This window comes from Mycobacterium rhizamassiliense, from assembly GCF_900157375.1.
Classification (GTDB): Bacteria; Actinomycetota; Actinomycetes; order Mycobacteriales; family Mycobacteriaceae; genus Mycobacterium; species Mycobacterium rhizamassiliense.
Map to the genome: position 1 here is coordinate 854,228 of NZ_LT721901.1, position 21,046 is coordinate 875,273.

The window sequence follows — 21,046 nt, forward strand, 5'->3', positions numbered from 1 at the left end:
CCTTCAGCGATGGACGCCGAACTGCGATCGGCCGCCGTCCCGCGCTGGCGGGGCAAGGCCGGTCGCCTCGAAGTCTGGTATGCCACGCTGTCGGATCCGTCGACGCGCGCCGGCCTGTGGATTCACGGCGAGACGGTCGCCCCGACCGACGGCGGCGCCGCCTACGCGCACGGCTGGGCCAGCTGGTTTCCGCCCGATGGCCCGCCGCGCACCGAGCGGTTCGAACCAGGCCCCGCCCAACCCGCTACGGGTGGGGCCTGGTTCGACGCCGGCGGCATCCGGATCGGCTCCGACGGGCTGGCGGGGCGGGCCGGATCGCTGGCGTGGGACCTGTCCTGGGCGGACGCCGGTGCGCCGCTGTGGACGTTTCCCCGGGTGGCGTGGGAGCGCGAGCTGTTGCCTGCCGCGCAGGTGGTGGTCGCCCCGACCGCCGACTTCGCCGGGTCGCTGGCCGTCGACGACCACACCCGCCGCATCGAGGGCTGGCGCGGCGGCATTGCCCACATCTACGGGCACGGCAACGCCGAACGCTGGGGCTGGATCCACGCCGACCTCGGCGACGGCGACGTCCTCGAGGCGGTCGTCGCGGTGTCACGCAAGCCGGCGCTGCGCCGGCTTGCGCCGCTGGCCTTCGTTCGCTTCCGGATCGACGGAAAAGATTGGCCCGCAAGCTTTTTGCCGGCGCTGCGGGTGCGGGCGACGCTCGGCCTGCCGGGCTGGCGGCTGGCGGGGCGCATCATGGGCCGGGCGGTGACCGTCCGGGTCGACCAGCCCGCCGACAGGTGCGTGCGGCTGGAATACACCGATCCCGACGGCGCCAAGGTGGTGTGCACCAACACCGAGCGGGCCGACATTCACGTCGAGATCGACGACCGGCGGTGGTCGGTGCTGGGCACCGGCCACGCCGAGGTCGGCCTGCGCTAGTCGCCGGCACGCCCCAGACGACGCACGCGCGTCGCCGCGATGCCGAAGCTAGCCCTCGAGCTTGTAGCCCAGCCCGCGAACCGTCACCAGGTGCACCGGGTTGGCGGGGTCGGCCTCGATCTTGGACCGCAGGCGCTTGACGTGCACGTCGAGCGTCTTGGTGTCGCCGACGTAGTCGGCACCCCACACCCGGTCGATCAACTGGCCACGCGTGAGCACCCGGCCGCTGTTGCGCATCAGGTACTCGAGCAAGTCGAATTCCTTGAGCGGCAGTGTAATTGCGTCACCGTTGACCGAGACCACGTGCCGCTCGACGTCCATCCGCACCGGCCCCGACTCGAGGACGCCGTCGCTGATTTCGGAGTCGTCGTCGCCACCGCGACGCAGCACCGCGCGGATGCGGGCGATCAACTCACGCGCCGAATACGGCTTGGTCACATAGTCATCGGCGCCCAACTCCAGACCGACGACCTTGTCGATCTCGCTGTCGCGAGCGGTCACCATGATGACCGGCACGCCGGAGCGGGCCCGCAGCTGCTTGCACACGTCCGTGCCCGACATGCCGGGCAGCATCAGGTCGAGCAGCACAATGTCGGCGCCGGCACGATCGAACTCGGCGAGCGCCGCCGATCCGTCGGTCACCACCGTGGCTTCGAAGCCTTCCTTGCGGAGGAGAAAGGCCAGCGGATCGGCAAGCGACTCCTCGTCTTCCACGATCAGCACACTGGTCATCTACTTAGTTCTTCCTCTCGTTGTGAGCGGTTGGGCCGCACTTCGCGGCCCAGGGGTTGCTCGGGTTCCTCGTCGCCGTCGGTGTCCTGATACGCCGGGATCGACAAGGTAAAGGTGGATCCGGTGCCCGGCTTGCTCCAGACGCCGATCGTGCCGTTGTGGTTGGCGGCAACGTGTTTGACGATCGCCAGCCCCAGGCCGCTGCCGCCGGTGGCCCGCGAACGGGCCTTGTCCCCGCGGAAGAACCGCTCGAAGACACGCTCCTGGTCTTCGAGCGCGATCCCGATGCCGCGGTCGGTGACGGCGATCTCGATGTTGTCGCCGCGGCGGCGACGGCTGATCGACACCGGCGAACCCGGGGTCGAGTAGGCGATGGCGTTGGAAACCAGGTTCGCCAGCGCGGTGACCAACAGCGTCTGGTCGCCCAGCACCCGCAGGCCGCTGGGCACGTCGGTGCGAACCTCGATATTCGCGTTCTCGGCGGCCACCTTATGCCGTGAAATTGCCTCGGAGACAACGGAATCGACGTCGACATCGATCACCGTGGGCAGCCGCTCGGCGCCCTGCAGCCGGGACAGCTCGATCAGCTCGGCGACCATGTCGCCCAGCCGGTTCGCCTCGATCAGCACCTTTTCGGCGAAGCGGCGCACCGTTTCGGAGTCGTCCGCGGAGGCCAGCAGGGCCTCGGCGAGCAGCGCCATCGCGCCGACCGGCGTCTTGAGCTCGTGGCTGACGTTGGCCACGAAGTCGCGCCGGGTCGCCTCCATCCGGGCATGGTCGGACTGGTCGTGCACGAACACGACGGCGAAGCGGCGGTCTTCCTCGCTGAGCAGCCGTGCCTGCCCGTGCACCGAGATTCCCGACCGGCCGCCGTTCGCGCGCTTGGCCGGCTGCAGGTCGAACTCGGCGTCGTTGCCCGCCAGCGCGTGCTGCGCGGCCAGCCACGCCTGGTCGTCGAGTTGGCGATCGCGCACCAGGCCCAGCTCCCCGGCCCGGTCGTTGAGGTACACGACGTCGCGGTGCGTATCGACCACCGCGGCACCCATCGGCATCAGCGCGACGATGCGCTGCAGCATCTGAGCGACGGTGATCCCGGTCGACTCGGCAGCAACGCGTTGGCGGCGTCGCGCCACCCGCGGCGACAACCGAGCGCCGGCCGCTATACCCACGACCAGCGCCAGCACGCACAACACCCCGGCCAGCAACAGCGCCGAGAACACGGTCACGTACCGAATCCTACAAATTTGGTTAACGCAGCCCTAGCGGAACGAGGCCAAAATTGGACAAGTCACAACTTGAGCTACAGGTGTTCGGCCGCCGTTCACTCGATGTTTGGCGAATCGGGCTTTAAAGCTCCCTGCCGGCGCGCCGACGCCCTGCTGGGGCGAAGCGCCAGCAAGCTACCGCGATCCCTGGCTGGCTACCGCTGCGGCGCCCGCGGCGGCGGCGTCCGGGTCCAGATACGTCCCGCCCGCCACCAGCGGCCGCAAATCGGCGTCCAGGTCGTAGCGCAGCGGAATGCCGGTCGGGATGTTCAGGCCGACGACCTCCTCGTCGGACAGCTGATCGAGGTGCTTGACCAGGGCGCGCAGCGAGTTGCCGTGCGCGACGATCAGCACCGTCTTGCCGAACCGCAGGTCCGGGACGATCACGTCGGTGAAATACGGCAGGAACCGCGCCACGACGTCGGCCAGGCATTCGGTCAGCGGCCCGCCGCCGATGTCGACGTAGCGCGGGTCGGCGTCCTGGCTGAACTCGCTGCCCTTCTCGATCGGCGGTGGCGGCGTGTCGTAGCTGCGCCGCCAGGTCATGAACTGCTCTTCGCCGTACTTGGCCTTGGTCTCGGCCTTGTCCAGGCCCTGCAGCGCCCCGTAATGGCGTTCGTTGAGCCGCCAGCTGCGATGCACCGGGATCCACAGCCGGTCGGCGGTGTCCAGCGCCAGGTGCGCCGTGCTGATCGCGCGCCGCAACAGCGAGGTGTAGAGCACGTCGGGCAACAGGTTCTGCTCGGCCAGCAGTTCGCCGCTGCGCACCGCCTCGGTCCGGCCCTTGTCGGTGAGCCCGACGTCGACCCAGCCGGTGAACAGGTTCAGCGAGTTCCATTCGCTTTCGCCGTGGCGAAGCAGTACCAGCGTGGAAGTGTCACCCATGCCGGCAAGTCTCTCACGCACCACCGGAGTCCTCAGCGGCTGCATCGTCGTCTTCGTCGATCAGGTGGGCGAAGGCCTCGAGGTTCTTCAGCGACTCACCGCGCGACACCCGCCACTCCCACTCCTTCTGGATCGACGAGCGAAAACCCAACTCCAGCAACGTATTAAAGTCCGAGTCCACCGCCTCGAGCACCTGCCCGAGCACCCGGTCGATCTCGTCGGCGTCCACCGAGGCCAGCGACATCCGGCCCACCAGATAGATGTCGCCGACCTTGTCCAGCGTGTACGCGACGCCGTAGAGCCGGCGGTTGCGCTTGAGCAGGAAGCGGTAGACGCCCTGGTGGTTCTCGTCGGGCTTGCGGCACACGAAAGCCTCGACACGTACGGAGTGCTCGCCGATGGTCAGGATGGTGTTGGTCTTGAGCTTGCGCTCGCCGGGCAGCTCGACCACCAGGCCGGCCAAACCGCCATGTGCGCCTTCGTGTTTCGAGTAGGTCAGGTCGCTGTCCTGCAGGGCGCGCTCGATCAACTGCTGCACGGCCTCAGTCATGAGCGCCGCTCCTCCTCATCGCTTCGCTCTGCATCGTCGCCGGCGCAGGTCATGCGCCCACCCCGCGGCGCGATGCCCAGCGGCGCGGCTTGCGCGCCGCGACCCGATCGCGAACCCGGGGCTGGCGTCCGGCGGTGAAATCGCCGATCGCCCGGCGGTAGCTGGCCAGCAGCGCGTCGGTGGTGTTCTCCCACGAGAAGGTCGCGGCGTGGGCGGCCGCCGCGCGGCTCATCGCCGCCTGCGAGCCGGCGTCCATGTGCAGCATCGCATCGAGCGCGTGCGCCCAGTCGCCGACGTCGTGCCCGGGCACCAGCGTCCCGGTCACCCCGTCACGCACCGCAACCGGCAGGCCGCCGACCGCGGCGGCCACCGCCGGTGTCCCACAGGCCTGCGCCTCCAGGGCAACCAACCCGAAGGACTCCGAGTAGCTCGGCACCGCAATCAGATTGGCGGCCTGGAACACGGTGGCCAGATTCTCCCGGGACTGCGGCGGCAGGAACGTCACCCGCTCGGCGATGCCGAGTTCCTCGGCCAGGCGCAGCAGCCCGTCGGGGGAAGCCAGGCCGCTGCCCGACGGCCCGCCCGCCACCAGGATGCGCACCCCGGGCAGCTTCGCGGCGGCGCGCAGCACGATGTCGGGCGCCTTCAGCGGCTGGATCCGACCCACGAACGCCACGATGTCTTCGTCGGGCGCCAGCCCGATCGCGGCCCGGGCGGCGGCGCGATCGCCCGGGTGGAACACCTCGAGGTCGACGCCGGGATGGACCACGTCGATCTTCGCCGGATCGGCGTGATGCAGTGAAACCAGTTGTCTGGCTTCATCATCGGTGTTGACGATCAGCCGGTCGGCCTCGTCGACTACCTGCTGCTCGCCGACGGTGCGCAGCGGCGGCTCGGGTGCGTCGCCCTCGGCCAGGGCGGCGTTCTTCACCGCGGCGAGCGTGTGCGCGGTATGCACCAGCGGCACCGCCCAGCGGTCGCGGGCCAGCCAGCCGACCTGCCCGGAAAGCCAGTAGTGCGAGTGCACGATGTCGTAGTAGCCCGGCTCGTGCGACGCCTCGGCGCGCAGCACGCCGGCGGCGAACGCGCACAGCTGGGTGGGCAGGTCGTATTTGTCCAGCCCCTCGAACGGCCCCGCCACCACGTTGCGCACCAGCACACCGGGGGCGACCCGCTGGACCGGCGGATCCGTCGACGCGGTGGCCCGCGTGAAGATCTCGACCTCGATGCCCCGCCGGGCCAGATGCAGCGCGCTCTGCAGCACGTAGACGTTCATGCCGCCGGCGTCGCCGGTGCCCGGCTGGGCCAGTGGCGAGGTGTGCACGGCCAGCAACGCCACCCGGCGCGGGTCGTTCAGCTGAAGGACGTCGTCGTGCCGCACACCTGTCATCTTTACAGGACGGGCCGCACGTACAGCTCATGCCTGCGGGATGCCTCGCGTTAGGCGGTGTTCTCGGGCGCGATCTCCGGCAGCCGGGAACCGAGGGCGCCAGCGCGGCGCATCGCGCCGAGCGGGTCGGCGTAGAGCCCGCCCAGTGACACGATGCCGGCCCCGGCCTCCTGGACGCGGTTGCCGAAGGCGGTGACGCGCAGATCGCGCGGCGCCAGCACCGAGCGCTCGACGAACGACGCCTCCACCTGCTCCATCGCCTCCGGATACTCGGTGAACGCCTGGCCGCCGACCACCAGCTCGTCGGGGTTGAGCAGGTCGCGCAGCAAGGCGACGGCCTCGCCGAGCACCCGGCCGCGTTCGGTCAGCAGCTCCTTGGCCGGCTGGTTGCCGGACCTGGCCAGCCGCAGCAGGTCCACGATGCCGGTCGACGAGCCGGTGGAACGGCCCGGCGGGGCCGCGGGCAGGATGCGCAGCTTGCGGGCCGCGGCGATGACCGCCTCGTCGCTGACCGTGGACTCCAGCTGCCCGGTGCCGCCGAGCAGCTCCGAGTTCGCGGGCAGGCCCGCGATGGTGCCAGGGCCGCTGGACGGGCAGTGCACCCGCCCGCCGATCACCAGCGCGTACCCGACGGTCTCGCGGGCGTAGACGTACAGGCTGGTCGGCGAACTCGGCGCGAACCGCCGCATGCCGAGCAGCAGCTCGGCCCCGGCCATCGCGTCCACGTGCGAGGCCACCGACACCGGCAGGCTCAGCGCGTCGGCCAGCACCGGCCCGACGGGCGCCTGGCGCCAGCCCAGCCTCGGGTGGTCGACGTGGCCGGTGGCGCTGTCGACGGTGCCACCGATGGCGACCCCGACCCACAGGGGGCGGCGCCGGTGCCAACGCCGCAGGTAGCGGCTGGCGCTCTCGGCCAGCGACGCCAGCGCGGGGCCCGCGGGGCTCAGCGGTGTGGGCGTCTCGACGGTGTCCAGCGTGCGGCCGAACAGGTCGGCGGCCACGATGCTGGTGGTCCGCGCGCCGACGTGAATGCCCAGCGTGACGAACGGTTCGTGGTTGATCTCCACCGGGACCCGCGGGCGTCCGATGGCACCGGAGACGGCCAAGTCGGCGCGTTCCCGCAGCAAACCGGCGTCGAGCAGCGCGATGACCTGACGGTTCACCGTGGCGATGCTCAGCGAGGTGACCCCGGCGATGACGTCGCGGCCGACCGGGCCGCGCAGCCGCACCGCGCGGAAGACGGACGCCGCCGCCGAGTCAGAGATGTGCAGGGCCGGCGGCAGAATCTGACGGTGCAGCCGCAGGTGACCCTTGCGAGTCGCGGAATGGAGCGAATGAGTGAGAGAGGTCGTGCGCACGAGCATCCTTTGTCCGAGTTCTATGGCCGGTCTTCGGCCCCACCTGCTGAGTCAGGCGCGGCAAAGTGCGCGGCAACAACACGCACCCGCCGCGCATAGACACGCGGCGGTGGTGCTGAACAGGGCGCTGTGGTGCACAGAAGAAATTTAGCACGTTTATTAGAGTTGGCTTGGTGAGTTCAGCTAATGCCGAAAAACGAATTGCAGTGGTCACCGGTGCCAGTTCAGGCATCGGTGAGGCGACGGCCAAAACCCTTGCGGCTCTTGGGTTTCATGTCGTCGCGGTGGCACGCCGCGCGGACCGGATAAACGTGCTCGCGAAAGAGATCGACGGCACCGCAATTGTGGCTGACGTCACAGATGACGCCGCCGTCGAAGCGCTCGCCGACCAATTGGGCTGGGTAGATGTGCTGGTCAACAACGCCGGCGGCGCCCGCGGACTGGCTCCCGTCGCCGACTCCGACATGGAGCACTGGCAGTGGATGTGGGAGACCAACGTGCTGGGCACCCTCCGGGTCACCCGGGCGCTGTTGCCCAAGCTGATCGACTCCGGCGACGGTCTGATCGTCACCGTCACCTCGGTCGCCGCGATGGAGATCTACGACGGCGGCGCCGGCTACACCGCGGCCAAGCACGCCCAGAGCGCGCTGCACCGCACGCTGCGCGGCGAGCTACTCGGAAAACCGGTGCGGCTCACCGAGATTGCGCCGGGCGCGGTCGAGACCGAGTTCTCGCTGGTGCGCTTCGACGGCGACGAGCAGCGGGCCGACGCGGTGTACACCGGCATCACGCCGCTGGTGGCGGCCGACGTCGCCGAGGTGATCGGTTTTGTGGCATCCCGGCCGTCGCACGTCGATCTGGACCTGGTCGTCATCAAGCCCCGCGATCAGGCCGACACCAGGCGGTTTAACCGCCGGGGCTAGGCGAGGTGGTGGTGGTCGTGGTGGTCCCAGACGTCGAAGTCGGGGTGCCAGAGAGGGTTGGCGCATCCGTCGGCGTCACCGGCGCGGTCACCGGGATCTGCGTCGACGGCGGGCGAGCCGTCGCCGGGGGCAGCGCCGACATGGCCACCCAGGTGTCCCAGTCCACGGCCCAGTCCCAGATGTCGCCGTCGGAGTAGGACAGCTGGATCGAGCTCCCGGTCACCTCGACCGGGTCGCCGTAGATCGCGGTGCCGTAGTACTGCTCGGCGTCCCCGGTCGACAGGTTGATACAGCCGTTGGTGACGTTGGTGTTGCCCTGCGCGCCGGCGCTGGACGGGTTGGCGTGGATGAACTCGCCGTTGTTGGAGATCCGCACCGCCCAGCGCTCGTGCACGTGGTTGTAGCCCGCGGCCGGGTTGGACATGTAGAAGTCGGCGTACTTCTCGGTGACGACGTGGATGCCGTTGCGGGTGACGTTGCGCGCTTTGTCCGCCTCGCCGTAGCTGCACGCGAAGTCCATGACGACGCCCTCGTCGCGCAACACCTGGATGCGGTGCGACGAGACCTCCGCCTTGACCACCTGCTTACGCCCGATCTGGATCTTCAGCGACATGTCCTGCAGGCCGTAGGCGCCGTCGCCGAACGGACGCCCGTAGAACTTGGCGTCGACGTTGATGGTGGTACCGGCCGGGTAGTACTCGCGGGGCCGGTAGTGGATGCGGGCGCCGCCGACCTCGTCGGGCAGCCACGCCCAGCTGCCCTCGACGGGCGGGTTGGTGGTGACGGTCAGCGCCTTCTCCACGTTGGCCTTGTCGCTGATCGCGGAGTCGAACTGGATGATGATCGGGGCCGCGACACCCACGGTCTGGCCGTCGGCCAGCTGGAATCCGCCGTCGATCTTCTTGCTGGGCGCCACGGTGGTGAACTTGCCCGCGACCGAAACCGTCTTGCCGTCGTGGCCCACGGCCGAGCCGCTCCACGTGTAGGTCCCGTCGTAGCCCAGTGCCTCGGTGATCGTGTAGACCGTGCGGTCGTCGTTGAACGACCCGGCGACGGCCTTGCCCGAGGAGTTCGTCAGCGCCACCTTCTGCAACCAGCCGTCGGCGACCTGGACGCTGACCGGCGTAATCGGCCCGATGTCGGTGGCCGCGTCGGCGGGCTGGTATTTCAGGTGCGGCGCGGCCTGTTCTTTGTTTTTCTCGGCTTGCTTGGCCGCGGTGCCGCCACAGGCCAATACGCTGGGCGCGAACACACCGAGCCCGAGGGCCGCCAGAGCAAGGCGCCGATTGATCGGCGGCTGGCTATCGGATGCGTTCACGACATCCAAAGATACCGGGAGACAGCGCGCTTCCCTGTCACGACAAATCGGCAACCGCCTCGTAGCTGGGCTAAATCAACAGCTACAACGGGCAACCCAGCAGGACGGGCTCGGGTTCGAGTGTGATGGCAAACACGTCGCGAACCCCGTCGCGGACGGCGCGGGCCAGCGCGATCACGTCCGCGGTGCTCGCGCCGCCGCGGTTGGTCAGAGCCAGCGCGTGCTTGGTCGACAGCCGGCAGGGCGCCGCGGCGTCGTCGGGATACCCCTTGCCGAAACCCGCCCGCTCGACCAGCCAGCCGGCGGACAGCTTGACGCCGTCGGGGGCGGGCCAGTGCGGTACCGGCCCGTCGCTGCGCCCGGCGAGCAGCTCGTATACCTCCGGCGTCACCACCGGGTTGGTGAAGAACGAGCCGACGCCCCAGGTGTCGTGGTCGGCCTCGTCGAGCACCATGCCCTTGCGCATGCGCAGCGCCAGCACGGCGTCGCGGACCGCGCGCGGGTCGAGCCGATCGCCGCTGTCCGCGCCCAGCGCGGCCGTCAGCTCGCCGTAGCGCAGCGGCGCGCTGCGCCCGGAGGAGTCGAGCGCGAACTCCACCTCCAGCACGACCGACGGGATGTCGACGCCGCCGGCCCGCTTGAACGCGCTGGTGCGATACCCGAAGCCGAGTTCGCCGGCCGGTATCCAGCGCACCTCGCCGCTGCGGCGATCCAGCACCCGGACGCGGGTGATGGTGTCGGACACCTCGGCGCCGTAGGCCCCGACGTTCTGCACCGGGGTGGCCCCGGCCGAACCGGGTATGCCCGACAGGCATTCCAGGCCGCCCAGCCCGTGCGCAATGGCGGCGACCACCACGTCGTCCCAGACCGCGCCCGCCTCCGCGCGCACCACGTTGCCATCGACCGTGATGCCGTCGCTGGCCACCCGCACGGCGGTCAGGTCGGTCAACGTATCGGCGATCACCACGTTGGAACCGCCGGCAAAGATCAGCGGCGGACCGCCGTCCCGCTCAACGCTTTCGGAGTCCAGCTCGCGCAAAACGGCGATCACCTGATCGGTGTTGACGCAGGTAATCAGTCGCTTGGCGACCGGCCCGACCCGCAGGGTGGTCAATGGCGCCAACGACACCGACTCGGCGACAGACGCACCGGCAATGAACGAACCGACCACGGCCCGTAACGGTAGCCTGACCAGCTATGCCGCGTTCATTCGACTTGTCCGCCGACTACCAGGACAGCGTGGAAGAGGTCCTGCGGGCTTTCACCGAGGAGGGCTACTGGCTGGCCAGGCTGGCCGCCTCCGGCGTCGACGACGCGAAGCTGGAGGCGCTGGAAGTCGCCGGCGACGGCGCCATCGAGGTGGCCACGCTGCAGATCGTGCACAGCGACAAGCTGCCCGGGATGATCTCGCAATTGCACCGCGGCGATCTGTGCATCAAGCGCGAGGAGAGCTGGGGACCCGTCTCCGACGGCACCGCGACGAGCAGTTTCTCCGGATCGGTCGCGGGAGCTCCGGCGAAGGTGTCGGGCACCGCGTCGCTGTCCCCCTCGGCCGAGTCGGGCGGCTCGCGGCTGGAGTGCGAACTCACGGTTCACGTCAAGATCCCGCTCATCGGCGGCAAGCTGGAGAAGATCATCGGCACCCAATTGGCCAACCTGGTGCGGGCCGAACAGCAGTTCACCTCGGAGTGGATCACCAACCACGCCTGAGCCGCGAGCCTAAGCTGGCGCCTATGCGAATCGCGCTGGCGCAAATCCTCAGTGGCACCGATCCGGCGGCCAACCTGCAGCTGGTGCGCGAGTACACGGCGCGCGCGGCCGACGCGGGCGCGGCGCTGGTGGTGTTCCCCGAGGCGACCATGTGCCGCTTCGGCGTCCCGCTGAAACCCATCGCCGAGCCCGTCGACGGGCCGTGGGCCGACGGCGTCCGCCGGATCGCCGCCGACGCCGGCATCACGGTGATCGCCGGCATGTTCACCCCGTCCGGGGACGGGCGGGTGACGAACACGGTGATCGCGGCGGGCCCGGGTTCGCCGAACCAGCCGGACGCCCACTACGACAAGATCCACCTCTACGACGCGTTCGGGTTCACCGAGTCGCGGACGGTGGCGCCCGGCCGCGAGCCGGTGGTGATCACGGTCGACGGCGTCGGCGTCGGGTTGACCGTTTGCTATGACGTCCGCTTTCCGGCCCTCTACACGGAGCTGTCCCGACGCGGCGCCCAGCTGATCGTCGTGTGCGCGTCCTGGGGTTCGGGCCCGGGCAAGCTCGAGCAGTGGACGCTGCTGGCCCGGGCCAGGGCGCTGGACTCGATGAGCTATGTCGCCGCGGCCGGCCAGGCCGATCCCGGTGACACCCTGACGGGCTCGGGCTCCGGCGCGCCGCTCGGGGTCGGCGGCAGTCTGGTGGCCTCGCCGTTGGGCGAAATGGTCGCCTCGGCCGGGTCGCAGCCGCAGTTGGTGGTCACCGACATCGACCTCGATCGGGTCGCCGCGGCCCGCGAGAGCATCGCGGTGCTGCGCAACCAGTCCGACTTCACTCGCGCCGATGCGGCAGAATCGGTCGGGTGACGAACCCACCAGGACCAGCGAACGAGGGCACGCCGCCCTGGCCAGGCAATCAGGGGCCGTTCGGCGAACCCCCGACAGCCGCGCGGCCCACCGAGCAGTTCGGCACCGGCGGTCCTGACCAGCCCGCCACCACGCCCGTCCCGCCGCAGGAGCGGACCGAGCAGTTCGGCGCGGCCAACGCCACCGCGGAGGAGCCCACCAGCCCCGGGCCCGACGGAGCGGCTGGCCACGCCCGGCCAAGAGCCGGCGCCCGAAGGACAGCGCAAACGGCGGTCCATCCGCGACCCGCTGTCCCTCGTGTTGATCGGCATCATCGTGGTGTCGCTCGTCATCGCCGGCCTGATCGGCGGCGAGCTGTACGCCCGGCATCGGGCCGACACCAAGGTCGCCCAGGCCGTCGCGTGCGAGGTCCAGGATCAGGCCACCGCGTCGTTCGGGGTGGCGCCGCTGCTGCTCTGGCAGCTCGCCACGCAGCACTTCACCAACATCACGGTGTCGACGGCCGGCAACCAGATCCGCGACGCCAAAGGCATGAAGATCGACATCAGCATCAGGAACGTCCAGCTCAACCGGACCTCGACGTCCAAGGGCACCATCGGCTCCCTCGATGCCAACATCACCTGGACGACCGACGGCATCAAGCAGTCGGTGCAGAATGCGATCCCGATTCTCGGGCAGTTCGTCACCAGCAGCGTGACCACCCATCCCGCCGACGGCACCATCGAGCTGAAGGGGATGCTGGACAACATCACCACCAAGCCGGTGGTGTCCGGCAACGGGATCCAGCTGCAGATCCAGAGCTTCAACGCCCTGGGCCTGACCCTGCCGCGCGAGAGCATCCAGTCGACGCTGGACGCGTACACCGCGAAGCTGACCGCCAACTACCCGTTGGGCATTCACGCGGACAGCGTGCAGGTGACACCCACCGGCGTGACGAGTCACTTCTCGACGCAGAACGCCACCATCCCGGCCGGCGACAACAAGGACTCCTGCTTCGCCAACATCTAGGCGCGGGCGCTAGCCCAGACCGTCGAGCACCGCGCGGGTGCCGGACAGGCCCAGCCTGGTGGCGCCGGCGTCCAGCATCGCGATCGCGTCGGCCGCGGTGCGAATGCCGCCGCTGGCCTTGACCCCGAGCCGCCCGCCGACGGTCTGCGCCATCAGCTCGATCGCGCGCAGCGATGCGCCGCCCGCCGGGTGAAAACCGGTCGAGGTTTTGACGAAGTCGGCGCCCGCAGCCTCGGCGGTATGACACACGTCCACCAGGGTGCTCTCGCCCGAATTCCCCAGCAGCACAGCCGATTCCACGATCACCTTGAGCACCGCCGCGGGCACCGCGGCGCGCACGGCCTCGATGTCGCGCCGCACCGCATCGAGGTCCGAGGCCAGCGCGGCGCCGACATCGATGACCATGTCGACCTCGACGGCTCCGGCCGCGACGGCCCGGGCGGCCTCCTGCGCTTTGACGATCGATTCGTGCTTGCCCGACGGGAATCCGGCCACCGCGGCGACCCGCACGCCACCGTCGCCGGCCGCCACCGCGACGGGCACCATCGACGGCGACACGCAGACCGCGTACACGCCGAGCTCGAGGGCCTCGGTCACCAGCGCTACCACGTCGGCCGCGGTGGCTTCGGGCTTGAGCAGGGTGTGGTCGACGAGCGCGGCGACGCGCTCGCGGGTGGCAGCACCTTGGGTTGAACCGGGCATCAGAATTGCTCCTCCGGGCCGCCGGGGTTACACCCGGTGGCGATCATTTGGGCATCGTCGACGACCGGCCGCCACGGCTCCAGGTTCCAGCTGGGTTTGCCGGGCTCGACCAGTTCGGCCAGCTGCCAGTGGCAGATGAATTGCGCGCGCATGCCGGGGGTATCGGCGTTCGGCGACTTCGCCAGCACCTCGGTCCAGGCCTCACCGGCGGCGGCGTCGGTCCCGGGTTGCCGGGCGGCCGTCCGGCCAGACGGCGTCGGGAACACCCGCAGGCTCGTCAGGCGCTGCCATTGCGTCCATTGGGTGTGATCGATGAAGGGCGGGGAGTACGCCGGGTTGGGCGCTTCGCTTCCGGGATCGGCCGAGGCCGCCTCGGGTAACGGGCCCGCCACCGCGACCGTCGCCACCGCCGACACAGCCAGCAGGGCCTTCATTCGGTTCAGCGCGACTTGCCCTGAACTTCGAGAAGTTTCGGCCGCACGTCCACCAGGTATACGCCGGCCGCGCAGGCGGCGATCGCGAGCCCGAGCACGCCGAAGACGAAGCTCAGAACGGAAGTCAGAGCCACAGCGCCAGCCAAGATCACCAGCCACACCGGCTTGGTCAGCTTGTTGGCGGCGGTGTAGGCGTCGGTGCGCTGCATAGCCGCGTGTATGAACGCGTACACCGCGGTCACCAGGACGGCGATCTGCAGGATCAACATGACGGTACCCACGGCGCTAGTCACGCCCTAAGGGTATGCGGGCCGCCTGAGAAACGTCGACTCCGAGTTGCCCCGGAGGGCAACTCGGAGTGCGAACGCTTGCGAATTACTTCTGGGTGACCTTCTTGGCCGCCGACTTCTTGGCCGGAGCCTTCTTGGCCGGGGCCTTCTTGGCGGGAGCCTTCTTGGCCGGGGCCTTCTTGGCCGCCGCCTTGACCGACTCCGCCTTCTTCGGCAGCTCGATGCCGACCAGCTTGGCGGCACGCTCACCGACCGCGCGGGTCTGCGTCGCCACGGTGCCCAGGGCCTCCTGGGTCAGCTCGACGGCCTGGTCGACGTAGCCCTCGGCGCGCGCCGTGGTCTCCTCGAACGGACGCTGGGCGCGCAGCCGCTGCAGCGCGGCCTCGCCGCGCTCGACCAGCTCGTTGTAGCGGTTGGTCGCGGCGTCGAGGTAGCCCTCGGCGGCCTTGCGCAGTTCCTCGGGGGTGAAACGCTCGCGCAGCTCGGTGAACTGCTCGGGCAGGTCGTCCTGCAGCTTGGCCAGGCGAGCACGGCTCTCCTCGACGCGGCTGCGGGTGTCGGTGCGGGTGTCCTCGGCGCGGTCGCGCAGGCCGGAGATGAGCTCGTTGACGGTGGCCAGGGCCAGGTCCGCGGCGCCCAGGGCAGCCAGCAACGGAGCCCGCAATTCTTCGACGTTCGAGTTTTCAGCCATGGTTTTTCCTTTCATGGTTTGTTTCGTTATCGGCGTTGTTGCGTCGTTGGTGTGGAAGTTGGGGCAAGCACGTGCTCCCAAAGGGAGGATCAAGACCCGCGGATTGACATCGCTCGCGGCTTGCCGAAAAACCTCCTGGTCGGTCGGGTCGGATTGAGGATTGAGGGGATTTCGGTGCAGTAGCTGCACCTTGCGCTCAGGCCCGGCCGATATCGACTGCGTTGTCGGAACTCGGCCAGTTCGATGGCCCGAAGCGGTTAGCTCACTTGGTTATGGGTAACCCGATGGCCGCTGGACTATGCCTGCGCGGCGTCATCGATGGTCGGACACTCCTCTTGGACGGACTCATTCTGTTGGGTGAACGAGGTGTAGATGTCGAGCAGAATTTGTTTTTGTCGCTCGGTGATGGCCGTGTCGGTGACGATGGCGTCACGCACCTGGCTCTTGTCAGTCGGCTCGAGCATCCCCGCCTGCACGTAGAGAACTTCGGCGGAGACGCGCAGCGCCTTGGCGATCTGATTGAGGACGTCGGCCGACGGCTTGCGCAGCCCCCGCTCGACCTGGCTCAGGTATGGGTTGCTGACGCCCGCCCGCTCGGCGAGCTGACGGACTGAAACCTGGGCGTTTTCCCGCTGGGTCCTGATGAAACTGCCGATGTCGGAAGCCATGTCGGAGGCAGCGGTCGACACCTTGGCGGAGAGTTTCTCCTCCGTCGACATGGCTTGCTCCTTAGGTCCGATGGCCGATCCGGCATCAGCGTACAAACCAGTGCTTGCTTTTGCAAGCACTTGTTAGCACCCCTAGGGACTCGCGCTAGAAGAACAGCTGCGCGACGGCGTAGATCGCCAGGCCCGCCAGCGACCCCACCACGGTGCCGTTGATCCGGATGAACTGCAGGTCACGGCCGACGTGCAGCTCAATGCGCCGGCTGGCCTCCTCGGCATCCCAGCGCTCGATGGTGTCGGTGATAATCGCGGTGATCTCAACCCCGTACTGCGTCACCAGGTGCTGGGCCGCACGCACGAGCCAGCCATCCACCTTGTCCCGCAGGTCGGCGTCGTCGCGCAGCGACTCCCCGATCTGCATGACGGCGTCGGCGATGCGGGTGCGCAGCGCCGACGACGGGTCGTCGACGCCCTCGAGCACCAGCCGCTTGAGCGTCTTCCAGGCCGTCGCCGCGGCGCTGGCGATCTCGTCACGCGCCATCAGCTGCTCTTTGATCGCATCCGCGCGCGCGATGGTGTCCGGGTCGTGCTGCAGGTCATCGGCGAATTCGAAGAGGAAGCGGGTCGCCGACCGGCGCAGCTCGTGGTCGGGATTGCGGCGCACCTTGTCGGTGAAGTCCATCAGCTCGCGGTGGATGCGATCGCCGACCAGATGGTCGACGAAGCGCGGCGACCAGGTCGGCGAATCGCGCTCCACCACCCGCTGGATGATCTCGCCCGCGTTCAGCGACCACTGGAACGCCCGGTCGGCCAGCAGCTGGATGAGCGCCTCCTGCCGGTTCTCGGCCAGCAGCGTCCCCAGTACCCGGCCCACCGGCGGTCCCCATTGCGGTTCGGCGATGCGGCGCACGATCATCCGGTCGATCACCTGCTGGACGTCCTCGTCGCGCAGCAGCTCGACCAGCACGCGCAGCACCGTCGCCGTCTCGCCCGCCACCCGCTCGGCATGTGATGTTTCTGACAGCCATTTCCCGAGCCGGCCGGGCACCTGCGCGTCCCGCAGCTTGGCCTCCACCACCTCCGGCGACAGAAAGTTCTCCCGCACGAACGTGCCCAGGCCCTCGCCCAGCTGGTCCTTCTTGCGCTTGATGATCGCGGTGTGCGGGATCGGGATGCCCAGTGGGTGCTTGAACAGCGCGGTCACCGCGAACCAGTCGGCCAGGGCGCCCACCATGCCCGCCTCGGCGGCCGCACCGACGTAACCGACCCAGACGCCCACGCTGCCGTGCGCCTGCGCCCACCGGCAGGCGAGGAACACGCCGGTGGCACCGATCAAGAAGCTCAGCGCCACCAGCTTCATCCGGCGCAGCCCTACGCGCCGCTGCGCGTCCGCATCCGGATCGGCCCCGGCGAACGATTCCGCGAAGGACGCGCGGGCCTTGTCCGCCGCGGCGGACGATCCCGGGGCGTCGGATTTCTGCGGGGCTCGATGTACCACCACACCATCATGTATTGCCCGGGCGGGTATGTGTTACGACAACTGGTCAGCGCGGTTGTTTAGTGATCGCGTCCGGTCAGCCGGGTCCATCCGCACGCCGTAGTATCGAGTGCGTCTAGGGAATGGAATCGGCGACTGTGGCAGAGCGAATCCCGGCGATGACCGCGAAGGCGGATGGCCGTAAGCGGCGTTGGCACCAACACAAGGTGGACCGGCGCAACGAGCTCGTCGACGGCACCATCGAAGCCATTCGCCGGCTCGGCCGCTACCTGAGCATGGACGAGATCGCCGCGGAGATCGGCGTCTCCAAGACCGTGCTGTACCGCTACTTCGTCGACAAGAACGACCTGACCACCGCGGTGATGATGCGGTTCACCCAGACCACACTGATCCCCAACATGGCCGCCGCGCTGATGTCGGATCTGGACGGCCTGGACCTGACCCGCGAGGTCATCCGGGTGTACGTCGAAACCGTGGCGAACGAACCCGAGCCCTACCGATTCGTGATGGCCAACAGCTCGGCCAGCAAGAGCAAGGTGATCGCCGACTCCGAGCGGATCATCGCCCGGATGATCGCGGTGCTGATGCGCCGTCGCATGCGCGAGGCCGGGGTGGATACCGGCGGGGCGGAGCCCTGGTCCTACCTGATCGTAGGCGGCGTCCAACTGGCCACCCACTCGTGGATGTCGGATCCGCGGATGAGCAGGGACGAGCTGATCGACTACCTGACCATGCTCAGCTGGAACGCGCTGTGCGGCATCGTCCAGGTGGGCGGCTCGCTGGAGAAGTTCCGCTCGCAACCGCACCCGTCTCCGACCGTGCCCCGCGAGGACGGCTGAGCCGTCCCGGCGGCGCAGCGCAGCCTGTTCATTTTGTCAATTCCGCCTGGCCCGTGTGACCCTGTCCCCCGGCCGCGTGCGCGGCTCGACCCAGTTCAAACCGCTAGCATGCAGGAATGCACCCGGGGCAGACCGACCGGTCTCGTCCGTCTGCATCCGCCCGCCCCGGGACCTAGAAAGGCTCAATCCCCCCATGTCCGTGCAGCTCACGCCGCAGTTTGGCAATGTGCAGGCCCATTACGACCTGTCCGACGACTTCTTTCGGCTCTTCCTGGACCCCACCCAGACCTACAGCTGCGCGTACTTCGAGCGCGATGACATGACCCTGCAGGAGGCTCAGCACGCCAAGATCGACCTGTCCCTCGGCAAGCTCAACCTCGAGCCCGGGATGACGCTGCTCGACATCGGCTGCGGCTGGGGCGCCACCCTGCGGCGCGCCATCGAGAAGTACGACGTCAACGTCGTGGGGCTGACGTTGTCCGAGAACCAGGCCGACCACGTTCAGAGATCGTTCGATCAGCTCGACACCAAGCGCAGCCGCCGGGTGTTGTTGGAGGGCTGGGAGAAGTTCCACGAGCCGGTCGACCGGATCGTGTCGATCGGCGCATTCGAGCACTTCGGCCGCTCCCGATGGAGTCGCTTCTTCGAGATGGCGCACTCGGTGTTGCCGGCCGACGGCGTGATGATGCTGCACACGATCGTGCGCCCGTCGTTCAAGGAAGCCAGGGCCAAGGGGCTGCCGCTGACCCACGAGGTCGTGCACTTCACGCAGTTCATCCTGGCCGAGATCTTCCCCGGCGGCTGGCTGCCCACCCCCCACCTGGTGGAAGAGCACGCCTGCGACGCCGGCTTCACCCTCACCCGCGTCCAGTCCCTGCAGCTGCACTACGCGCGGACCCTCGACCTGTGGGCCGCCGCGCTCCAGGCCAATCAGGACAGGGCGATCGAGATCCAGTCGCAAAAGGTCTACGACCGCTACATGAAGTACCTGACCGGCTGCGCGAAGCTGTTCCGCGACGGCTACACAGACGTCGATCAATTCACCTTGGTGAAATAGCCCGCATCGGCGGGGCTTACTTCACGCAGGTGAATTGCCCCACATTGCTAATGCCCTTCCGGAAGAAGTTCTCGCACCCGGTCAGGTAATGCATGTACTTGTCGTACACCTCTTCGGATTGCAGCTCGATCGCCTTGTCCTTATTGGCTTCCAGCTTGGCTGCCCAAAGGTTCAGCGTCCGCGCGTAGTGCTCTTGCAGTAATTGCACCCGCTCGATCGAGAATCCGGCTTCCCCGGCGAACTTGAAAATGTCTTCCTGCGCCGGCAGCTGCCCGCCCGGGAAGATCTCGGTGCCGATGAATCGCGCGAAACGCAGGTCGCTCATCGTGATGCTGACGCCGCGCTCGAGATGCTGCTGTTGGGAGTAGGCCAAAATGGTGTGCAGCAACATGCGGCCGTCGTCGGGAAGTGCGTTGTAGGTGCGTTCGAAAAACGCCGCATACCGTTCCATCTTGAAGGCCTCGAAAGCGCCGATGGTGACGATGCGGTCGACCTTGTCGTCGAACTCTTCCCAGCCCTGCAGCCGCACCTCGATGGTGCGGTCGGTGGGAATCTTGGCCAGCTTGGCCTTGCTGTATTCGAACTGGTTGCGGCTCAGCGTGATACCGATCACATTGACGTCGTACTTCTCGATCGCCCGTACCAGCGCCCCGCCCCAGCCGCAGCCGATGTCGAGCAGCGTCATCCCCGGCTCGAGGTTGAGCTTGCCGAGGGCCAGGTCGAATTTTGCGTTCGACGCCTCTTCGAGGGTCATGTCGTCGCGCTCGAAGTACGCGCACGTGTAGGCCATCGTGGGGTCGAGAAATAGCTCAAAAAATTCGTCGGAAACGTCGTAGATGGATTGGGACTCTTCGTAATACGGCCGCAGCTGGCTCATGCCCGGGTTGAACCTCTCGTCGGTTGGATCGCGAGGATACTATCCAACAAACGAAGCGGTTGCCACAAAGGCTGACGCTACGGCGTCAGTACGTATAAAAGCCCTGACCCGATTTCTTGCCCAGCCGACCGGCCTCGACCATGCGCAGGAGCAGGGGTGGCGGCGCGTAATGCGGCTCCTTGAATTCGTCGAACATCTTGTCCGCGATCAGCTTGAGCGTGTCCAGGCCGACCAGGTCGGACAGCCGCAGCGGGCCCATTGGGTGCGAGAGCCCGGCGACGACGGCCTTGTCGACGTCCTCGACGGTGGCAAAGCCCGCCTCGACCATCCGGACCGCGGTGAGAAGGTAGGGCACCAGCAGCGCGTTCACTACGAAGCCCGACCGGTCCGAGCAGCGCACCACCTGCTTGCCCAGCACGGCGCTGGCAAACTCCTCGGTGCGCGCGGCGGCGGCCTCGTCGGTGACCAGCGTGCTCACCAGCTCGACCAGCGGGAGCACCGGGACCGGGTTGAAGAAGTGCAGACCCAGCACCCGCTGCGGATTCTTGGTGGCCGCGGCGATCTTCATGATCGGAATGCTGGAGGTGTTGGACGCCAGCACCGCGTCGGGGTCGGTGATGACGCGGTCGAGTTCGGCGAAGACCTGTGCCTTGATGCCGTCGTCCTCGATGATCGCCTCGATGACCAGTTGGCGGTCGGCGAGGTCCTTCATATCGGTGGTGAAGGTGAGGTTGCTCAGCGCGCGGTCACGCTCCCGCTCGGTCACCTTGCCCGCGCTGACGCCGCGCTCCAACGACTTCACGATGCGGTTGCGGCCCGCCGTGATCAGCGCCTCGGTGGTCTCGAAGACCGTCACGTCGACACCGGCGCGGACCGAGACCTCGGCGATGCCCGAGCCCATCTGCCCGGCCCCGACAACGCCTACTCGCTGGATCGCTGCGTCGCTCACTGTTCTCTCTCCGTCGTATTGTCTTGGACCGCAATAGGCCCCGCCCAGGATCGCCGGGCGGGGCCTATGCTACTTCAGCCTGATCGACCGCTCAGGATCGTGGCTTCTGCCGATGGTTCCA

The 21,046-nt window shown here is 68.3% G+C and carries 22 protein-coding genes and 1 pseudogene; 7 read left to right on the forward strand and 16 right to left on the reverse strand.

What is annotated here, in order from left to right; all coding sequences use genetic code 11:
• Nucleotides 1-9: 9 nt before the first annotated feature.
• On the forward strand, nucleotides 10-924 hold the full coding sequence (locus MRAB57_RS04265; RefSeq protein ID WP_077086449.1) for a hypothetical protein: 915 nt from the start codon (nucleotides 10-12) through the stop codon (nucleotides 922-924).
• A 48-nt stretch (nucleotides 925-972) separates the two neighbouring features.
• Here MRAB57_RS04265 and regX read toward each other — a convergent pair whose 3' ends face one another.
• The 6 genes from regX to MRAB57_RS04295 form a co-directional block, all read right to left on the reverse strand.
• Nucleotides 973-1,656, reverse strand: coding sequence for a two-component sensory transduction protein RegX (gene regX, locus MRAB57_RS04270; protein WP_077086450.1), 684 nt, complete (start codon nucleotides 1,654-1,656; stop codon nucleotides 973-975).
• On the reverse strand, nucleotides 1,653-2,882 hold the full coding sequence (locus MRAB57_RS04275; RefSeq protein ID WP_108637879.1) for a sensor histidine kinase: 1,230 nt from the start codon (nucleotides 2,880-2,882) through the stop codon (nucleotides 1,653-1,655). The genes regX and MRAB57_RS04275 overlap by 4 nt, the downstream gene beginning before the upstream one ends.
• A gap of 174 nt (nucleotides 2,883-3,056) precedes the next feature.
• Nucleotides 3,057-3,806, reverse strand: a complete 750-nt coding sequence (locus MRAB57_RS04280; RefSeq protein ID WP_077090383.1) for a phosphoglyceromutase — start codon at nucleotides 3,804-3,806, stop codon at nucleotides 3,057-3,059.
• 13 nt (nucleotides 3,807-3,819) lie between these two features.
• The gene (locus MRAB57_RS04285; protein WP_077086451.1) at nucleotides 3,820-4,356 is read right to left on the reverse strand and encodes a type III secretion system chaperone family protein; all 537 of its coding nucleotides are present in this window, start codon (nucleotides 4,354-4,356) and stop codon (nucleotides 3,820-3,822) included.
• A gap of 49 nt (nucleotides 4,357-4,405) precedes the next feature.
• Entirely contained in the window at nucleotides 4,406-5,746 is a 1,341-nt protein-coding gene (mshA, locus tag MRAB57_RS04290) for a D-inositol-3-phosphate glycosyltransferase (RefSeq protein ID WP_083743298.1), read from the reverse strand.
• 50 nt (nucleotides 5,747-5,796) lie between these two features.
• The gene (locus MRAB57_RS04295) at nucleotides 5,797-7,110 is read right to left on the reverse strand and encodes an ROK family transcriptional regulator (protein WP_083743299.1); all 1,314 of its coding nucleotides are present in this window, start codon (nucleotides 7,108-7,110) and stop codon (nucleotides 5,797-5,799) included.
• A gap of 167 nt (nucleotides 7,111-7,277) precedes the next feature.
• On the opposite strand from MRAB57_RS04295, the gene MRAB57_RS04300 reads away from it, so the two are divergent.
• Nucleotides 7,278-8,027 (forward strand): SDR family NAD(P)-dependent oxidoreductase, encoded by a 750-nt coding sequence (locus tag MRAB57_RS04300; protein WP_077086453.1) that lies wholly within the window; start codon nucleotides 7,278-7,280, stop codon nucleotides 8,025-8,027.
• Here the strand turns inward: MRAB57_RS04300 and MRAB57_RS04305 are convergent.
• Both MRAB57_RS04305 and MRAB57_RS04310 read right to left on the reverse strand, forming a co-directional pair.
• Nucleotides 8,011-9,393 carry a L,D-transpeptidase gene (locus MRAB57_RS04305; protein WP_108638047.1) on the reverse strand — a complete coding sequence of 461 codons (1,383 nt, stop codon included), beginning with the start codon at nucleotides 9,391-9,393 and terminating at the stop codon, nucleotides 8,011-8,013. The two genes, MRAB57_RS04300 and MRAB57_RS04305, sit on opposite strands and share 17 nt — an antisense overlap.
• A 34-nt stretch (nucleotides 9,394-9,427) precedes the next feature.
• Nucleotides 9,428-10,540, reverse strand: coding sequence for a UDP-N-acetylmuramate dehydrogenase (locus tag MRAB57_RS04310; RefSeq protein ID WP_077086455.1), 1,113 nt, complete (start codon nucleotides 10,538-10,540; stop codon nucleotides 9,428-9,430).
• A gap of 2 nt (nucleotides 10,541-10,542) precedes the next feature.
• Here MRAB57_RS04310 and MRAB57_RS04315 point away from each other — a divergent pair, with 2 nt between their 5' ends.
• The 3 genes and pseudogenes from MRAB57_RS04315 (at nucleotide 10,543) to MRAB57_RS04325 (ending at nucleotide 12,923) form a co-directional block, all read left to right on the forward strand.
• On the forward strand, nucleotides 10,543-11,055 hold the full coding sequence (locus MRAB57_RS04315) for a DUF2505 domain-containing protein (protein ID WP_077086456.1): 513 nt from the start codon (nucleotides 10,543-10,545) through the stop codon (nucleotides 11,053-11,055).
• 23 nt (nucleotides 11,056-11,078) lie between these two features.
• The gene (locus MRAB57_RS04320) at nucleotides 11,079-11,915 is read left to right on the forward strand and encodes a carbon-nitrogen hydrolase family protein (protein ID WP_077086457.1); all 837 of its coding nucleotides are present in this window, start codon (nucleotides 11,079-11,081) and stop codon (nucleotides 11,913-11,915) included.
• Nucleotides 11,912-12,923 (forward strand): annotated as a pseudogene (locus tag MRAB57_RS04325) (LmeA family phospholipid-binding protein). Before MRAB57_RS04320 ends, MRAB57_RS04325 begins: the two are co-directional and overlap by 4 nt.
• Nucleotides 12,924-12,932: 9 nt before the next feature.
• Here MRAB57_RS04325 and deoC read toward each other — a convergent pair.
• From deoC to MRAB57_RS04355, 6 genes are all read right to left on the reverse strand, one after another.
• The gene (deoC, locus tag MRAB57_RS04330) at nucleotides 12,933-13,625 is read right to left on the reverse strand and encodes a deoxyribose-phosphate aldolase (protein ID WP_077086459.1); all 693 of its coding nucleotides are present in this window, start codon (nucleotides 13,623-13,625) and stop codon (nucleotides 12,933-12,935) included.
• Nucleotides 13,625-14,059: a DUF2599 domain-containing protein gene (locus MRAB57_RS04335; protein WP_077086460.1), complete on the reverse strand. Its 435-nt coding sequence runs from the start codon at nucleotides 14,057-14,059 to the stop codon at nucleotides 13,625-13,627. Before MRAB57_RS04335 ends, deoC begins: the two co-directional genes overlap by 1 nt.
• Nucleotides 14,060-14,064: 5 nt before the next feature.
• Nucleotides 14,065-14,352: a DUF2516 family protein gene (locus MRAB57_RS04340; protein ID WP_173813895.1), complete on the reverse strand. Its 288-nt coding sequence runs from the start codon at nucleotides 14,350-14,352 to the stop codon at nucleotides 14,065-14,067.
• A gap of 82 nt (nucleotides 14,353-14,434) precedes the next feature.
• Nucleotides 14,435-15,040, reverse strand: a complete 606-nt coding sequence (locus MRAB57_RS04345; protein WP_077090385.1) for a heparin-binding hemagglutinin — start codon at nucleotides 15,038-15,040, stop codon at nucleotides 14,435-14,437.
• A 296-nt stretch (nucleotides 15,041-15,336) separates the two neighbouring features.
• On the reverse strand, nucleotides 15,337-15,759 hold the full coding sequence (locus MRAB57_RS04350; RefSeq protein WP_077086462.1) for a helix-turn-helix domain-containing protein: 423 nt from the start codon (nucleotides 15,757-15,759) through the stop codon (nucleotides 15,337-15,339).
• 94 nt (nucleotides 15,760-15,853) lie between these two features.
• Complete coding sequence (locus MRAB57_RS04355) at nucleotides 15,854-17,206, reverse strand: DUF445 domain-containing protein (protein ID WP_083743302.1); 1,353 nt, start codon at nucleotides 17,204-17,206, stop codon at nucleotides 15,854-15,856.
• A 134-nt stretch (nucleotides 17,207-17,340) separates the two neighbouring features.
• Between MRAB57_RS04355 and MRAB57_RS04360 the strand changes: the two genes are divergently transcribed.
• Both MRAB57_RS04360 and pcaA read left to right on the forward strand, forming a co-directional pair.
• Entirely contained in the window at nucleotides 17,341-18,042 is a 702-nt protein-coding gene (locus MRAB57_RS04360; RefSeq protein WP_077090387.1) for a TetR/AcrR family transcriptional regulator, read from the forward strand.
• 193 nt (nucleotides 18,043-18,235) lie between these two features.
• Nucleotides 18,236-19,099 (forward strand): cyclopropane mycolic acid synthase PcaA, encoded by an 864-nt coding sequence (gene pcaA / locus MRAB57_RS04365; RefSeq protein WP_077086463.1) that lies wholly within the window; start codon nucleotides 18,236-18,238, stop codon nucleotides 19,097-19,099.
• Nucleotides 19,100-19,115: 16 nt separating this feature from the next.
• On the opposite strand, the gene MRAB57_RS04370 is transcribed toward pcaA, so the two are convergent.
• Together MRAB57_RS04370 and MRAB57_RS04375 are read right to left on the reverse strand one after the other, a co-directional pair.
• Complete coding sequence (locus tag MRAB57_RS04370; protein ID WP_077086464.1) at nucleotides 19,116-19,976, reverse strand: cyclopropane mycolic acid synthase family methyltransferase; 861 nt, start codon at nucleotides 19,974-19,976, stop codon at nucleotides 19,116-19,118.
• An 85-nt stretch (nucleotides 19,977-20,061) separates the two neighbouring features.
• Nucleotides 20,062-20,925, reverse strand: a complete 864-nt coding sequence (locus MRAB57_RS04375; RefSeq protein ID WP_077086465.1) for a 3-hydroxybutyryl-CoA dehydrogenase — start codon at nucleotides 20,923-20,925, stop codon at nucleotides 20,062-20,064.
• Between the last annotated feature and the right edge of the window lie 121 nt (nucleotides 20,926-21,046).

Bases quoted from the DNA above. Each gene is read 5' to 3' on its own strand.
- MRAB57_RS04285 (WP_077086451.1), bottom strand. From the start codon at position 4,356: ATGACTGAGGCCGTGCAGCAGTTGATCGAGCGCGCCCTGCAGGACAGC.
- MRAB57_RS04350 (WP_077086462.1), bottom strand. From the start codon at position 15,759: ATGTCGACGGAGGAGAAACTCTCCGCCAAGGTGTCGACCGCTGCCTCC.
- MRAB57_RS04320 (WP_077086457.1), top strand. From the start codon at position 11,079: ATGCGAATCGCGCTGGCGCAAATCCTCAGTGGCACCGATCCGGCGGCC.
- MRAB57_RS04280 (WP_077090383.1), bottom strand. From the start codon at position 3,806: ATGGGTGACACTTCCACGCTGGTACTGCTTCGCCACGGCGAAAGCGAA.
- MRAB57_RS04315 (WP_077086456.1), top strand. From the start codon at position 10,543: ATGCCGCGTTCATTCGACTTGTCCGCCGACTACCAGGACAGCGTGGAA.
- regX (WP_077086450.1), bottom strand. From the start codon at position 1,656: ATGACCAGTGTGCTGATCGTGGAAGACGAGGAGTCGCTTGCCGATCCG.
- MRAB57_RS04370 (WP_077086464.1), bottom strand. From the start codon at position 19,976: ATGAGCCAGCTGCGGCCGTATTACGAAGAGTCCCAATCCATCTACGAC.
- pcaA (WP_077086463.1), top strand. From the start codon at position 18,236: ATGTCCGTGCAGCTCACGCCGCAGTTTGGCAATGTGCAGGCCCATTAC.
- MRAB57_RS04295 (WP_083743299.1), bottom strand. From the start codon at position 7,110: ATGCTCGTGCGCACGACCTCTCTCACTCATTCGCTCCATTCCGCGACT.
- mshA (WP_083743298.1), bottom strand. From the start codon at position 5,746: ATGACAGGTGTGCGGCACGACGACGTCCTTCAGCTGAACGACCCGCGC.
- MRAB57_RS04345 (WP_077090385.1), bottom strand. From the start codon at position 15,040: ATGGCTGAAAACTCGAACGTCGAAGAATTGCGGGCTCCGTTGCTGGCT.
- MRAB57_RS04265 (WP_077086449.1), top strand. From the start codon at position 10: ATGGACGCCGAACTGCGATCGGCCGCCGTCCCGCGCTGGCGGGGCAAG.
- MRAB57_RS04335 (WP_077086460.1), bottom strand. From the start codon at position 14,059: ATGAAGGCCCTGCTGGCTGTGTCGGCGGTGGCGACGGTCGCGGTGGCG.
- deoC (WP_077086459.1), bottom strand. From the start codon at position 13,625: ATGCCCGGTTCAACCCAAGGTGCTGCCACCCGCGAGCGCGTCGCCGCG.